Raw genomic sequence first — 15,514 nt, forward strand, 5'->3', positions numbered from 1 at the left:
TTATATATACCCAAAAATTGTCGTTACAATTGGATTAAGTTAGGCTAGGCTTTGCCCTCCAAACAAAGTCTAGCCTCCCATTTAATCTTTGAACTAATCTCTATTAACATAAATGAATTCAAATAAAGGAGTGATTTCGATGAATATTTTAGTTACTGGAGGAGCAGGTTATATTGGTAGTCATGTAGTTAAAGAATTATTAGCTACTGAACACCAAGTCGTAACTTATGATAATTTGCAAAAAGGACATCAAGATGCAGTTTTCGGTGGTGAATTTGTAACAGGAGATCTAGCAGATAAGCAATTGCTAGCTGATACTTTTAAGAAGTATGATATAGATGCTGTAATTCATTTGGCTGCTGATAGTTTAGTTGGTGAATCGATGGAAAATCCAGCTAAGTACTATCATAATAATTTGATCAATGGGATTAATTTATTAGATGTAATGATTGAACATGATGTTGATAAGATTGTTTTCTCTTCTACTGCAGCAGTTTATGGTGAAGTTGAAGAGATGCCAATTACTGAAGAAATAGAGAAAGAACCGACTAATGTTTATGGTAGAACTAAATTAGCTTTTGAACAAGTAATGAAAGATTATCAACAAGCTTATGATTTAAAACATATTTCTTTAAGATATTTTAATGCTAGTGGAGCAGATGAATCAGGGGAAATTGGCGAAGATCATGACCCTGAAACTCATTTAATTCCAATTGTTTTACAGAAAGTACTAGGTCAAAGAGATGAATTAGCTATTTTTGGAACTGATTATCCAACTCGTGATGGTACTTGTGTTAGAGATTATATTCATGTTACTGATTTGGCCCAAGCTCATATTTTAGCAGTTGAAGCATTAAATGAGGGCCAAGAAAGTACTGCCTATAATTTAGGTAATGGAGATGGATATTCAGTTAAAGAAGTAATTGAAACTGCTAGTGAAGTTGTCGGCAATAATATTGATGCTGTTGAAGGGGAAAGAAGAGCAGGAGATCCAGCAAAGTTAATTGCTAGTTCAAATAAAATAAAGGAAGAATTAGGATGGACCCCTCAATATGGTGACCTAAAAACTATTATTGCTACTGCTTGGAACTGGCATCAAAATAATCCACAAGGTTTTGAAGAGTAATTAAAATCAGATAGGGGGGGTAGCATGAAAAGTAAAGAACTAACAGAAGAATTATTTAATAATTTTGGGAATAATAAAAATAAAATTAAAATTGCTCAGGCTCCAGGTAGAGTCAATTTAATTGGTGGACATACAGATTATAATGATGGCTTTGTGTTACCAGTAGCAATTAATAGAGAAGTTACTATTGCTGCTCAAGCTAGAAATGATAAAGAAGTGAAAGCTTATTCTTTAGATTTTGATAAAGAAGTATCCTTCTCTTTAACAGAAATTAGCTATAATCAACAGGAAGGTTGGATTAATTATCTACAGGGAGTAGCTAAATTTTTAATGGAGGACGGCTATCAACTGCAGGGCATGAATTTAGTGATTACAGGTAATGTTCCCCAAGGGGCAGGGCTTAGTTCTTCAGCAGCTTTAGAAGTTGCTACAGCTTTAATATTTGAATTAGTTAATGAGTTTACTTTAGATAGAGTTAAGATGGCTAAAATATGTCAAAGGGCTGAAAATGAATTTGTTGGTGTTAGCTGTGGAATCATGGATCAATTTATTTCTGCATTAGGAAAGAAAGATAATACATTGTTTGTAGATTGCCGTACTAATGAATATCAATTAACTCCAATTGAAAATAGTGAAATTAAAATAGTAGTAGCTAATACTAATGTAGAACATAGTTTAGTTGATTCAGCTTATAATCAAAGGTTAGAAGAGTCACACAGGGGAGTAGATAAGTTTAATCAATTATTAGATAAAAAAATTAAAGCATTACGAGATGTTTCTCCGGCAGAATTTGAAAAATATAAACCAGAATTACCGCCAGTAGTGCGAAAAAGGTGTGAACATGTAATTTATGAAAATGAACGAGTGCTGCAGGCTAAAGAATCGTTGCAAGCTGGTGATTTGGCCCAAGTAGGGGAATTAATTACTGCTTCACATCAAAGTCTTAAGAATTTATATGAAGTAAGTTGTCAAGAATTAGATTTAATGGTTGATCTAGCCTTAGATATTGACGGAGTACTTGGTGCTCGAATGACAGGAGCAGGTTTTGGTGGTTCGACTGTTAATCTAGTTAAAGAAGAGGCTGTGGCTGAATTTAAAAACAAAGTAGCCCAACAGTATCAAGAGCAAACAGGTATAGAACCAGACGTTTATGTCTGTAATATTGAAGATGGAGCTCATGAGATTAGTTTGACAGGGCAGGTCTATGATTCAGTAATTTAAAAATAATGGTACTTTATTAATTAAATTAATTTAGTTACTTAAAACAGATAGATATGGGAGGAAAATCTATGGGTGTTTTTTATAATGAAAGTCAAAATATTTTTCATCTGCAAGCTAAAGATAGTAGTTATGTCATTAAAATATTAAAAAGTGGTCATTTAGGACATGTTTATTGGGGAGCACAGATAAAAAAAGATAGAGATTTATCTCATCTGATTAGGCATGAAGAAAGGATTTTAGAACCTTATTTATCACCTGAGGATGAAGAATTTCATGATGAAAGTTATTCTTTAGATATGATTCCGCAGGAATATCCTGCTTATGGACATACTGATTATCGGCAGCCTGCTTATCATGTTGAATTAGAAAATGGATCTCGCATTAGTGATTTGAGATATCAATCTTATGAAATCAAGCAAGGAAAAGAAGAACTAGCTGGATTACCTGCTACTTATGTAGAAGATAAAAATGAAGCTGAAACTTTAAAAATAAAATTAAAAGATGAAGTAACTAATTTAGAAGTTGTTCTTAGCTATACTGTTTATGAAAAATTTTCAGCTATTACTAGATCAGCTAAATTTATTAACAAGGGCCAAGAAAATATAAATTTAAATCGGGTATTAAGTGCCAGTGTTGATTTTAATGAAGCTGATTTTGAATTGTTGCAATTATCAGGTTCTTGGTCGCGTGAAAGACATCTAAAAAGAAGAGAATTGGAACAGGGGATTCAATCAATTGAGAGTACTAGAGGTGCTAGTAGTCCTTATCAGAATCCATTTTTAGCTTTAGTAAATAAAAATACTACAGAAGAACAAGGCGAAGCTTATGGTTTTAGTCTAGTTTACAGCGGTAATTTTTTAGGACAAGTGCAGGTTAACCATTTTGATCAGACTAGAGTTAATTTAGGAATTAATCCCTTTGATTTCAATTGGTTATTAGAACCAACAGATAGTTTTCAAACTCCCGAAGTAGTAATGGTCTATGCTAATCAAGGGTTAAATCAAATGTCGCAAACTTATCACAAGTTATATCGGACCCGCTTGGCCCGAGGTAAATACCGAGATAAAGTAAGACCAATTTTAGTAAATAACTGGGAAGCAACTTATTTTGATTTTAATGAAGATAAATTGTTGGATTTAGCAGAAACTGCTAGTGAATTAGGGGTTGAATTATTTGTCTTAGATGATGGTTGGTTTGGTAAGCGAGATGATGATCGGTCATCTTTAGGAGATTGGTTTGTAGATCAACGAAAACTGCCTAATGGATTAGATAGTTTAGGAAATAAAATTGAAGAATTAGATATGGATTTTGGCTTGTGGTTCGAACCAGAAATGATTTCACCAGATAGTGAATTATATCGAGCTCATCCAGATTGGTGTATTCATGTACCTGAGCGGGGAAGATCAAGGGGTAGGCATCAATTAATTTTAGATTTATCAAGAAAAGAAGTACAAGATAAATTGATTACAATGTTATCTGATATTTTAAAAAATGCTCCTATTAGTTATGTGAAATGGGATATGAATCGTCATATGACAGAAATAGGTTCAGCAGATTTACCTCCAGAGAGACAAAAGGAACTACCACACCGCTATATTTTGGGATTATATAGAATTTTAGAAGAATTGACGACAAAATTCTCTGATATTTTGTTTGAAAGTTGTGCCAGTGGTGGAGGAAGATTTGATCCTGGAATGTTATATTATATGCCGCAAACTTGGACTAGTGATGATACAGATGCAGTTGAAAGACTAAAAATTCAGTATGGAACAAGTATAGTTTATCCTTTAAGTTCAATGGGTGCTCATGTATCAGCAGTACCAAATCATCAGACAGGGAGAATAACTTCTCTAGATATGAGAGGGGATGTAGCTAAATTTGGTATGTTTGGTTATGAGTTAGACTTAACTGAAATGACAGATGAAGAAAAGGATATAATTAAAGAACAAATAGCTGACTATAAAGAAATTAGAGAATTAATTCAAACAGGAGAATTTTATAGGTTAATTAGTCCTTTTAGTGGTGAAGGAAATATGACAGCTTGGATGATAGTAGCTGAAGATAAGAGCGAAGCCTATGTGGGATGTTATAGAGTATTAGCTAAACCAAATCCTAAGTTTTATAATTTAAAACTGAAAGGATTAGACCCAGAACAGAAATATCAGATAGTAGGTTCTGATGAAATCCACGGCGGTGATGAGTTGATGTATGCTGGATTGAATTTACCAGCTATGTTTAATGGAATTGATTTGTCTAATATGAAAGGTGACTTTCAAAGTTATGTGTGGAGACTAAAAGTAATATAAGGAGAGGATAAAATGGAAAACATCAAATTAGCTATTGAAAAGTTACTTAAATACGGTTTAGAACACGATCTCCTTAAAAAATGGGATGTAGTTCCAGCAAGAAATAGTTTGATGGACTTACTTAATATCAAAGAACCAGCAGAACAAAAGTGTGCTGAATTAAATTATCAAGTGCCTGAATCCCCACAGGAAATATTAGATGAAATGCTTGATTATGCTGCAGACAAAGGAATATTAGAGAAAGATACAGTCACTTATCGTGATTTATTTGATACAAAATTAATGGCTCAATTAATGCCTAGGCAGTCAGAAGTTGCAGCAGATTTTTGGCAGACTGCAGAGAATGAATCTATTAAACAGGCAACTAATGACTATTATGCTTTATCACAATACTCAAATTATATTCGCCAAGATAGAATCGCTAAAAATATGTCATGGACTACTACCACAGAATACGGAGATTTAGAAATTACTATTAATCTTTCGAAACCAGAAAAAGATCCTGAAGCAATTGCAGATGCTAAAAATGAAGCAGAAACTAATTATCCGCAATGTTATTTATGTTTAGAAAATGTAGGCTATCCGGGGCGTTTAGATCATCCAGCGCGGCAAACTCATCGGGTAATACCTATTGAGTTACAAGAAGAACAGTGGTTTTTACAGTATTCGCCCTATGTTTATTATAATGAGCACTGTATTGTCTTTTATGAGGAACACAGTCCAATGAATATTAATGAGCAAACATTTAATACAGTTCTTGACTTTGTAGAACAAATTCCTCACTATTTTTTAGGTTCTAATGCAGATTTACCTTTAGTAGGAGGATCAATTTTAAATCACGATCATTTCCAAGGGGGACATCATACTTTCCCAATGGAAAAGGCAGATATAAAAGAAGAGTTTACTCATCCGGACTTTCCTGGAGTAACAGTAGGGATAGTTGATTGGCCAATGTCAGTAATTAGACTAAGGGCCAAAGATAAAGAAAAATTGTCGGCATTAGGTGGAATCATTCATCGTAATTGGAAAGAATATAGTGATTTAGATAGAAATATTAAAGCTTATACTGAGGGCCAAAGACACAATACAACTACTCCAATTGCTCGCAAAAATGATGAAAGCTATGAATTAGATTTGGTGTTGCGAAATAATCGCAAATCTGAAGAACATCCAGCAGGCATTTTTCATCCTCATCAAGAGTTACATCATATTAAGAAAGAAAATATAGGTTTGATAGAGGTAATGGGGCGTGCTATTTTACCAGGGAGATTAAAAGAAGAACTAGCAGCAATTGAAGATTTCTTAACTGGAAGTAAAAAATATAATAGAGATAATTTAAGCCCAGATTTAGTTAAGCACAGCCAATGGATAGAGGAAATGTTAGATGAATATGGAAGTAATTTAGAAGAAGAGCAGGCTCGTAAAAAAATAAAATCAGAAGTAGGTCTTATATTTAAAAATGTTTTAGAAGATGCTGGAGTTTATAAGCGAAGCAAGGATGGTCAAGCAGGTTTTAAGGAATTCTTGGCCCAAATTGATATTAGCTAATTTATAGATTTATCATTTCAGGTTGAGATTCTGTCTTAACCTGAATTTTTTTATGGGGCAGGAAATGTTTTTTTAATCAAGAAATATTTTTAATAGAGAAAAAAGAATAATTATAATAAAGGAGCTGTTAGTTGTGTTAGATCCAAGAATAGAAAAGTTAGCTAGTAATTTATTAGATTATTCAGTTGATTTAGAAGAAGATGAAAAAATCTTAATTGAAGTAACAGGTACAGAAAATCAATTAGCCCGACAGTTAGTAAAAAAGTCTTATCAAAAAGGAGCTCTACCTTTTATAGAGGTCAATGATGAAGTCTTAACTCGGGATTTATTAAAGGAGGTGAGCCAAGAACAGTTAGAAATCATGGCTGCCCATCAAAAGCAGAGGATGAAAGAGATGGATGCTTATATAGGCATTAGGGCTAGTGACAATATAACGCAAAATTCTGATGTAGCTGGAGATAAGATGCAGTTATACATGGAACACTTTTCTAAGCCAGTCCACGGAGATATTAGAGTACCTAATACTAAATGGTGTGTAATGAGATATCCTAATCATTCGATGGCTCAATTAGCTAATATGAGCACTGAAGCCTTTGAAGACTTTTATTTTGATGTCTGTAATCTTGATTATGCGCAAATGTCTCAGGCAATGGATCCTTTAGTTGAATTGATGGAAGAAACAGATGAAGTACATATTGTAGGACCAGGGACTGATTTGAAGTTTTCTATTAAAAATATCCCAGTGATTAAGTGTGATGGGAAGATGAATATTCCTGATGGTGAAGTTTTTACTGCTCCAGTGAAAGAATCGGTAGAAGGTGAAATTAGTTATAATACTCCTGCAGTGTATCAAGGCTATACTTATCATGATATTAAACTAAAGTTTGAAAATGGTAAAATAGTTTCTGCTGAAGCTAATAATACAGATAAGATCAACCAAGTTTTAGATACTGATGAAGGAGCACGCTATGTTGGTGAATTTGCTTTAGGAGTCAATCCTTACATTGAAGAGGCAATGAAAGATACATTATTTGATGAAAAAATCAAAGGTAGCTTTCACTTTACGCCTGGTAAATGTTATGATGAGGCTAATAATGATAACCAATCTTCTATTCATTGGGATTTAGTCTGTATCCAAACCCCTGAATATGGTGGCGGAGAGATTTATTTTGACGGACAATTAGTTAGAAAAGATGGTAAATTTGTTTTAGATAGCTTAAAGGATTTAAATCCGGCTAATTTGAAATAATTAATCGACAATTAATGATTTTGACAAATGTTTAAATCCTTAGTACAATATTAAGGGCATATAATGTCGAAAAATAACTACTTATTGTTTTCAGGGGGGATTTCATGCCAGAAGATGTAGCACTAGAAGAAAAATCAAGTTTAAATTTAAAATCTAAATTTGCTGCCGGAGTTATTGTTGCTTTATTATTGTTTTTTCCTTTAAACTTAGGATTTAATTGGATGTTAGAAACTTTTTTTGAGTTAGGAAATATTAGTCATTACTTTGCTTTAGTGACTGATGCTGTAATTTTAATCTATATTTTAACCTATATTGCTCAACACTTAATTTTAGACCCATTGAAAAAAGTTACGGCTATGTTAGATGAATTAAAAGATGGTAATTTTGATGTAGAAGAATTAGAGGTGAAGCGTAATGATGAAATTGGATATATTCAAAGAGAAGTAAATGATACCAAACGAGAACTAGAAGAGATGTTAGAAAAGATAGTTGATGTTAGTGAAAATGTTTCTTCTTATAGTCAAGAGTTATCTGCTTCAGCCGAAGAAGGTAGTGCAACAATAGAAACAACTAATAATAATATTGAACAAATCGCTACTGGAATTCAACAAATTTCTGCTAGCAGTCAAGAAGTAACTGCTATTGCTCAAGAATCAGATTCTAAGACTGAAGTAGGAAATAAAAACATACAGCAAACAATTAAAAAAATAAAAAGCATTAACCAATCAGTAGATACAGCATTAGAAACTATTAATGAATTAGCTAATCACTCACAGCGGATAGAAGAAATTATTGAATTGATTACTGATATAGCAGAGCAGACTAATTTATTAGCTCTTAATGCATCGATAGAGGCTGCTCGAGCCGGAGAGCATGGCCAGGGCTTTGCTGTTGTAGCAAATGAGATTAAAGAATTAGCTGAAGAAACTAGTCAAGCAACTGACAAAATAAGCGGTTTAGTACAAAAAACACAAGAAAAATCAGAAGAAGGACTAGAAGCAGTACAATTAGTTGAAGAAGAAGCCGAAGAAGGTAAAGAATTGGCCCAAGAAACTGGAGTTATTTTTGAAGAGATTAATGAAGGTATTGATAGGACAGCTACTGAAATTGAAGATACATCTGAAGTAGCACAGAGTTTAGCTCAAAATAGTGATGAAATTACTGAAGCAGCTAAAGAAATAGATAAAATGTCTACTGATATAAGTACTTCATCACAAGAATTAGCTAATATGGCTAAAGAACTAAATGCTTGGGTGGAAAAATTCGATGTCTAGAAAAGATATGACTAGCGATCCTAAGTAGCAATTTGAACAAAGAGAATACTACCACATCACGAAAAGTTTTTTGTTCTTTAAAAACTTGTAGGGAAAAATTCGATGTCTAGCCCAGATATGAATAACGATCTCAGAATATATTTTTTAAAAGGTATTATACCACCGGCATCACGGAGAGTTTTTTTGTTTTTTAAAAAACTCGTAGGGAAAAATTCGATATTTACATTCGGGTTCAAATGTAATTTATGACCCATAGGCAGAGAAGACACATATAGTAACTTAAATAAAGAAGGCCAGTCTTTACTTCTTTATTTTTTGTTTCATCTTCTTGACTGCCACCAAAGAATTGAACCCGTCCTGTTTCAACTAATTTGCCTAATTTGTCTTTGGTAAAATATTTTACTTTAGGTCGAGTAAAGGGCAAAACACAGCAAAAACCTATTATATCAGTTAAAATCCCAGGGGTAATTAACATAATTCCGCCAATAAAGATCAATAGACCATCAATTAATTTATCTGCAGGAATTTGGCCCTGGGCCAAGGAATCATTGATTTTCTTCAACACTGAAGTACTCTGTTTTTTAGTTAGTATTGCCCCTAATAATCCTGTACAAGCAACTAATAAAACTGTAAAAAGCCCTCCTAAATAATTGCTGAGATGAATTAAAGCCCATAATTCAAATAACGGAATTATTGTAAACAAAATAATTAATTTTGCCATTATTTCCACCTCCTGTAGTAGTCTATAATATGTTTATTAATTAGGGATAGTGTTTTAGAAGGGGAAAATATTTTTCAATTAACAAGGAGTTATTAAAGTAACTATAGAATTAAAGAGTATAGCTGTTTTATTTTGGGCTAGCCTGACTGACAGGGGGTGTATAAATTGCGCCGCTATATTAATTATTATACTATAGGAATTTTAATTGGATTATTAATTATCATATTATTTTCGTTTAATTGGATCCAAAATCTAGAATTGATAACTTATGATTATAGAATGGTTCTTAAAAGTCAATTTCAGTTTAACACTCAAGAAGAAATTGTAGTAGTCACTATTGATGACCAATCAATTGAGAAGTTAGGTACTTGGCCCTGGGCGAGAAGATATCATGCGCAGTTGATTACAAAACTTAATCAAGCAGGAGCTAAAACAATTGCCTTTGATATTTTATTTCAAAACATTAGAGATGACGATGAAGTCTTGGCCCAAGCTATAGCTGAAGCTAATAATGTTATTTTACCTTATAAATTAGATATAAGTGCTTATAGAAATACTTTTGATTTCTCAGATACTGAATATAGGGTTAATGACATTAAATATCCTGTAGATGAATTTAGAAAAAATACAGCTGAGATGGGATATCTGAATTTGTTGACTGATCATGAAGGAACTATTAGACGCTTACATCTATTAAATCATGAAGGGAGTAAGCCCTTTGCTATCAGTATAGCCGAAGATTATAGCAAGCAAAGTAAGGTATTTCAAAATGATGAGTTATTATTAGATTTTAAGGCTGCGCAAGGATATTTTAAAGAGATTTCTTATTATCAAGTATTAAATAATAATTTCAATCCAGAACTTTTCCAAGATAAAATTGTACTAATCGGAGCTAAAGGGAATAGTTTTCAAGACTATTTAGCTACTCCTTTAGCTGCAATTAAAGGTTACTTGCCAGGTGTAATGATTCATGCTACTATCATTGATAATTATTTAGAAGATAGCTTTATGCAGCAATTAGAGACGCCAGTAATATATTTATTGACTATTCTATTTAGTACCTTAATAGCTTGGATTTATTATCAGTTATCGCCAATTTATAGTTTAGTGACTTCTATATTGATTTTAATTAGTGTAGTAATCATCAACTTAGCTATATTTGTTTATTTCAATTTCTTTGTACCTTTACTTCCTTTTGCATTAGCTGTTATAATTAATTTGATAATCAGTCTATTAAGCTGGTATCTAAAAATTGAAAAACGAAGAAGTAAGTTAAAAACCACATTAGGTCGTTATTTGGCACCAGAGGTAATAAAAGAAGTACTGCAATTATCAGAAGAAAATTATTTACAAGGGCAAAGAAAAAATATCACAGTTCTCTTTGTTGATATTAATTCATTTACTAAGTTTTCTGAAAAACATTCTTCACAAGAAGTAGTTACATTATTGAATAAGTATTTGACCTTAATTACCGAAGAAACTTTTGCCCATGCTGGTACATTGGATAAATTTTTAGGAGATGGAGTGATGATTTTCTTTAATGCTCCTACTAAACAGACAAATCATGCTATTAAAGCAGTCAACTTAGCTATTGACTTGCAAAATAAAATACAGGATGATCCAGAGCTACCATTAAGCATTTCAATTGGCATTAATACTGGTCCAGCCGTAATTGGTAATATTGGTTCTACCAAACGTAGTGATTATACTGCTATAGGAGATGTAGTTAATACTGCAGCAAGAATTGAAGGAATAACTCCTGGAAATGAAATTTATATAGGCGATGGTACTTGGCAGAAGTTAGGCAATAAATTTGAAGTACAATTAAAATCTAAAGTTCACTTAAAGGGGAAAAGTCAGAATCAATCTATTTACAGGATATTTTATTAATGGGAGGTAGATGAAAATGAGAAAAATATTTGCTTTATTGTTATTAATATTAGTTAGTAGTATCTTGTTAATATCACCTTCTCCAATCCAAGCAGCTAATGGTGATATAGTTTTGCAACATCTATCAGGAGAAGTTCAATATAAGTCAGCTAGCTGGTTATTCTTTTCTAGTCGTTGGAAAGATTTAAAAGAGAGTACTTATTTAAGTAAAGGTGATGTTATAAAGACTGGATCTGAGGGCCAAGCTCAATTAACGTTTGCTAATCAAGCCCGTACATTAATTAAATCGAATTCTAAATTAAAAATAGTTGAACATGATGAAGAATTAGGAATAACTAAAGTAAAATTAAGCTTAGGTGAAGTACTAACTAAATTTGTTAATACAGTTAAGTCAGGGCAGCGATTTGAAGTAGAAACGCCTTCTGCTGTAGCAGGAGTAAGAGGGACATTATTTAGAGTAGTAGTTAATGACAAGCAAGAAACTCAAGTAGCAGTATCGGAAGGAAGAGTAGAAGTTAGTTCTGATGGTGGAGCAGTAGTTATTGAAAAAGGGGAAGGAGCTATAGTTAGAGAAAAGAAAGAAAAACCAGAAGTTGTACCGGCTGGAAAGATAGAGGCAGAAAAGCAGCAGAAAAATGAAGGACAAGGTAGAGCTAGAGGTAAAGAAAAAGGTAAAGGAAAACCAGAAGAAGAGTGGCTAGAAGAAAATAAAGAATGGGCCCAAGAAGCTAAAAAAGAAGCCAAGAAAAAAGCTGAAGAAGCAAAAGAAAATGGCAAAGATAAAGATGATCATCCTGGAAACGGAAAAGATTCAAATAAAGATGATGATCACCCAGGGGTAGGTAATGATAAAGATGATGATCATCCTGGTAATAATAGTTCTAACAGTAATTCTAATTCTTCCAATAATAGTTCAAACTCTAGTTCTAGCAATAATTCAAATTCAAATAATTCTTCTAGTAATAGTAGCAATTCTAATTCTTCTAATAGTAATTCAAATAATGGTAGAGGTAGGGGGAAATAAATGCCTATTCAATTTTTAAAAAAATTAGAATTATTTAATGGATTATCTACAGAAGAGTTGCAAGAAATTAAAGCAATTATGCAGGAGAAAAACTATGCTAAAAATGAAATGATTTTTATGGAAGGTGCTGAAGCGAATAATTTCTATATTATTTTAACTGGTTTAGTAAAAGTATTTAAGACTGATGAACAAGGCAGAGAAAAAACCCTTAGTTTATTAGGAAATAAAGATTTTTTTGGAGAAATGGCTTTATTAGATAATAATTCTCGTTCTGCTTCAGTCCAAGCAATTGATGAAAGTAAGATTTTTAAAATTTCGCGTAAAAAATTTAAAAGATTAGTTACAGAATATCCTGAGATTTCATTAAAAATAATAGCTACTCTATCACAACGACTTAGAAACTCTAATCAACAAATACAGAATTTAACTTTTAAACAGGTGAAAGGAAGATTGTTAGATAGCTTAAAGCAGTTAGCTGATAAGTATGGTGTTGAACAAGAGAATGGGATATTGATTAACAAAAAAATAACTCATCAAGAATTAGCTAATTTAGTGGGAACTACTCGAGCTACAATCACTAAATTATTGGGTGAACTGATTGAAGAAGATAAAGTAGAAATTAAAAATCGATATTTGATTCTTAAGAAATAAATTTTATAATAATTACATGGGGGGATAAAATGAAAATTAAAGTTGAAGAACCGAGTGAAGAAAAATTAAAAGAATTAGGAATTAAGTCATGGGCTGTTTGGGAAAAGGAAGCATCTGAATTTGACTGGCATTATGACGAGCAAGAAGTCTGTTATCTTTTAAAAGGAGAAGTAGAAGTAACTACCGAAGATGGTGAACAGGTTGAATTTGGAGCAGGTGATTTAGTAACTTTTCCTGCGGGATTAGATTGTGTTTGGAAAATTAAAGAAGATGTTAAAAAACACTATAAATTAGGTTAAACAACGACAGGGGATAACACCCCTGTCGTTTTAATTTCAAAATTTCCGGTATTAATGGTAAATAAAAGCAGGAAAATGTCATTTTTAGAAGAAATATTTATTAAAGAGAAACTTTATTTAAATAGAGTTAGGGTGGAGGGGATTAATATGATGGATAATGCAAAAGCAATAGCTAATAAAATAAATCAAGAACTAGAAGAAAAGAAAGAGTATTTGATTTTCCAAGGTAAATTTTTCTATGGTAATCGTAGTAAAGAACATGGGATTTTATTGGGGATAGTACATATTCAAAATGCAGAAATTATTAGATTGAATTTGGCTTTAAGCACTGCCCATAAATTAAGAAAGATAGAATATAATTCCGATAATAAATTTTTTATTGAGTTTTTTAAGAATGTTTCTTTAAAAGATAGAAGTCAAGCAGTTGATATTAAGCAAAATTTACAAAGAAGATTTGAGGCTATTGGAATTGCTGATTTATTAGAATATAGTCGGGAGGATTTTGAAGAATTAATGCAAGAGATTATTGAAGATACTGTGCAGGAAAAAATAAAATTAAAGTTAGAATATAATTTAAGAAGCAAACAAGAAATGAAGCAAATATATCCTAAATTATTTAATCAACAATCAGATAATGAGACTGAAGAAGAAGAGGTTAAATTAAATTGTGAACCTATTATTGCTCCTATAAATGGTAAGAAAGTTAGTGATTTAAGTCCGGGTGATGAAATTATAGCTAATATCAATGACAGCCGTAGTTTATATTTTAAAAAAGAGCTTGAGGAATTACAGGAAGATAATAGTAAAAAAACTAAAGCTTTGATTAATAATATAGATTTAAAGAGGGAAGAAGAAAATATTATTGTGCAGTTTATACCTGAGGTTTATGGAGTTATTACTTTAGGCGAGGATGCTAGGCAGACAGGAATTAAATTAGCTGTACCAAAAGCAAAAGAAAATAGAAAGATAAATAAGGCAACAATAAATGAAACGGGAACTGGAGATAGTGTATTTACAATGTCGATAGTCGGATTAGTACTCTTATTCATTACATTAATCTATTTTTTAACTTAAGATCATCATATAAAAAAGGCCGGCTTTTCATCCGACCTTTAAGGATATAAAATTAGTAATTTATTAATCAACAAGGATTATTGGGCTGTGGCTGTATTTTTATTTAATTTAAGATCAACAGTTACTTCTTTTTCAGCTTTAACAGTTACAGGTTGAGCAGTTTCAAGTTCATATAATGGTTCATCATTACTGTTTAATACTTCGACCATTTCTTCATTGCTGTTTTCCGTCATTACTTTAGCTTTAATTGTATAATCACCTTGTTCTAATCCTCTTAGCAAATAAGATCCTGCTTTTTTATTGATAGTTCCATCCTCATCAGTGTCTAAATCTCCAATTGTAGTTACTGTAGATTTAACTAATTCTCCACCTTGATATGCTTCTACTGTTACATCATAGTTAGGGTCAGTTAAAACTTCATCTAAGCTACCATCTTTATCTTCATCAAATACGCCATCCCCATCTACATCTGCAAAAACTCTACCTGTTACGTCACCAGAAACAATAGTCGGGATAATATCAATGGCTTGAGTAGGATTTAAGATTATTTTACCTGATTTGCCTGCACTATGCATAATCTCTTTAACACTTATATCAGCAATTAAATGAGTGATTACTCCTTCTTCAATAGTAAATTCATGAGGTATTTTTAAACCAGTCTGAACTCCGCTAGGGATAAATAAGTTAGTAGTAGAACCATCCTTAAATTTTACATAACTCTTACCACTATCAGGACCATTACCTTTGCTATTTTCTGTAGCTGCTACAATTAGTCGAATTTGATCATAACTACCAGTAGGCAATTCTTTTTGACCTAAAAGTGCTTCACCAAATCTTAATTTTAAAAGATCAAATTCCTTTTCACCATTAGGTTCATCAGAAAAGTCATTAACTACCTGCCATTCATCTTTATCAGCATTATGAACTTGTACTTCCTTGAAAGTAACATATACACTCTCGACATTATTGACTGGGGCATCAGCTAGAGAAAGAGCTAATTCTCCATTATTACTAGTAGTTAAACTATCATCACTAGTTGAAGAACAACCAGCAATTACTAACACTAAAGTCAAAATCGCAATTACTGAAAAAAGCTGTTTCTTAGTCATGGTTATTCGCCTCCCTTGATTT

At 32.2% G+C, this 15,514-nt stretch carries 13 protein-coding genes; 11 read left to right on the forward strand and 2 right to left on the reverse strand.

The genetic code is table 11. From position 1 onward, the window contains the following. Positions 1-139 precede the first annotated feature (139 nt). From galE to JOC47_RS07495, 6 genes are all read left to right on the forward strand, one after another. A complete protein-coding gene (galE, locus tag JOC47_RS07470) occupies positions 140-1,126 on the forward strand; it encodes a UDP-glucose 4-epimerase GalE (RefSeq protein ID WP_204701438.1) in 987 nt (328 codons plus the stop codon). A 24-nt stretch (positions 1,127-1,150) separates the two neighbouring features. Then, positions 1,151-2,347, forward strand: a complete 1,197-nt coding sequence (locus JOC47_RS07475) for a galactokinase (protein WP_204701439.1) — start codon at positions 1,151-1,153, stop codon at positions 2,345-2,347. 68 nt (positions 2,348-2,415) lie between these two features. Continuing rightward, on the forward strand, positions 2,416-4,653 hold the full coding sequence (locus tag JOC47_RS07480) for an alpha-galactosidase (RefSeq protein ID WP_204701440.1): 2,238 nt from the start codon (positions 2,416-2,418) through the stop codon (positions 4,651-4,653). Positions 4,654-4,665: 12 nt separating this feature from the next. Then, the gene (galT, locus tag JOC47_RS07485) at positions 4,666-6,201 is read left to right on the forward strand and encodes a UDP-glucose--hexose-1-phosphate uridylyltransferase (protein WP_204701441.1); all 1,536 of its coding nucleotides are present in this window, start codon (positions 4,666-4,668) and stop codon (positions 6,199-6,201) included. A gap of 133 nt (positions 6,202-6,334) precedes the next feature. Further along, positions 6,335-7,450, forward strand: a complete 1,116-nt coding sequence (locus tag JOC47_RS07490) for an aminopeptidase (protein ID WP_204701442.1) — start codon at positions 6,335-6,337, stop codon at positions 7,448-7,450. Between the two features lie 104 nt (positions 7,451-7,554). Beyond that, the gene (locus JOC47_RS07495; protein ID WP_204701443.1) at positions 7,555-8,724 is read left to right on the forward strand and encodes a methyl-accepting chemotaxis protein; all 1,170 of its coding nucleotides are present in this window, start codon (positions 7,555-7,557) and stop codon (positions 8,722-8,724) included. 232 nt (positions 8,725-8,956) lie between these two features. On the opposite strand, the gene JOC47_RS07500 is transcribed toward JOC47_RS07495, so the two are convergent. Further along, positions 8,957-9,445, reverse strand: coding sequence for an FxsA family protein (locus tag JOC47_RS07500; RefSeq protein ID WP_204701444.1), 489 nt, complete (start codon positions 9,443-9,445; stop codon positions 8,957-8,959). Between the two features lie 165 nt (positions 9,446-9,610). On the opposite strand from JOC47_RS07500, the gene JOC47_RS07505 reads away from it, so the two are divergent. The 5 genes from JOC47_RS07505 (at position 9,611) to JOC47_RS07525 (ending at position 14,383) form a co-directional block, all read left to right on the forward strand. Beyond that, on the forward strand, positions 9,611-11,335 hold the full coding sequence (locus JOC47_RS07505) for a CHASE2 domain-containing protein (protein ID WP_204701445.1): 1,725 nt from the start codon (positions 9,611-9,613) through the stop codon (positions 11,333-11,335). A gap of 16 nt (positions 11,336-11,351) precedes the next feature. Next, positions 11,352-12,359, forward strand: coding sequence for a FecR family protein (locus JOC47_RS07510; protein ID WP_204701446.1), 1,008 nt, complete (start codon positions 11,352-11,354; stop codon positions 12,357-12,359). Then, positions 12,360-13,010: a Crp/Fnr family transcriptional regulator gene (locus tag JOC47_RS07515; RefSeq protein ID WP_204701447.1), complete on the forward strand. Its 651-nt coding sequence runs from the start codon at positions 12,360-12,362 to the stop codon at positions 13,008-13,010. A gap of 29 nt (positions 13,011-13,039) precedes the next feature. After that, a complete protein-coding gene (locus JOC47_RS07520) occupies positions 13,040-13,309 on the forward strand; it encodes a cupin domain-containing protein (protein WP_204701448.1) in 270 nt (89 codons plus the stop codon). 147 nt (positions 13,310-13,456) lie between these two features. Further along, entirely contained in the window at positions 13,457-14,383 is a 927-nt protein-coding gene (locus JOC47_RS07525; RefSeq protein ID WP_204701449.1) for a hypothetical protein, read from the forward strand. Between the two features lie 77 nt (positions 14,384-14,460). Here JOC47_RS07525 and JOC47_RS07530 read toward each other — a convergent pair whose 3' ends face one another. Next, complete coding sequence (locus tag JOC47_RS07530; RefSeq protein WP_204701450.1) at positions 14,461-15,492, reverse strand: DUF4382 domain-containing protein; 1,032 nt, start codon at positions 15,490-15,492, stop codon at positions 14,461-14,463. Between the last annotated feature and the right edge of the window lie 22 nt (positions 15,493-15,514).

The sequence above is a fragment of the Halanaerobacter jeridensis genome (assembly GCF_016908315.1).
Taxonomy (GTDB): domain Bacteria; phylum Bacillota; class Halanaerobiia; order Halobacteroidales; family Halobacteroidaceae; genus Halanaerobacter; species Halanaerobacter jeridensis.

Bases quoted from the DNA above. Each gene is read 5' to 3' on its own strand.
- JOC47_RS07525 (WP_204701449.1), top strand. From the start codon at position 13,457: ATGATGGATAATGCAAAAGCAATAGCTAATAAAATAAATCAAGAACTA.
- JOC47_RS07475 (WP_204701439.1), top strand. From the start codon at position 1,151: ATGAAAAGTAAAGAACTAACAGAAGAATTATTTAATAATTTTGGGAAT.
- JOC47_RS07530 (WP_204701450.1), bottom strand. From the start codon at position 15,492: ATGACTAAGAAACAGCTTTTTTCAGTAATTGCGATTTTGACTTTAGTG.
- galE (WP_204701438.1), top strand. From the start codon at position 140: ATGAATATTTTAGTTACTGGAGGAGCAGGTTATATTGGTAGTCATGTA.
- galT (WP_204701441.1), top strand. From the start codon at position 4,666: ATGGAAAACATCAAATTAGCTATTGAAAAGTTACTTAAATACGGTTTA.
- JOC47_RS07480 (WP_204701440.1), top strand. From the start codon at position 2,416: ATGGGTGTTTTTTATAATGAAAGTCAAAATATTTTTCATCTGCAAGCT.
- JOC47_RS07510 (WP_204701446.1), top strand. From the start codon at position 11,352: ATGAGAAAAATATTTGCTTTATTGTTATTAATATTAGTTAGTAGTATC.
- JOC47_RS07515 (WP_204701447.1), top strand. From the start codon at position 12,360: ATGCCTATTCAATTTTTAAAAAAATTAGAATTATTTAATGGATTATCT.
- JOC47_RS07495 (WP_204701443.1), top strand. From the start codon at position 7,555: ATGCCAGAAGATGTAGCACTAGAAGAAAAATCAAGTTTAAATTTAAAA.
- JOC47_RS07500 (WP_204701444.1), bottom strand. From the start codon at position 9,445: ATGGCAAAATTAATTATTTTGTTTACAATAATTCCGTTATTTGAATTA.
- JOC47_RS07520 (WP_204701448.1), top strand. From the start codon at position 13,040: ATGAAAATTAAAGTTGAAGAACCGAGTGAAGAAAAATTAAAAGAATTA.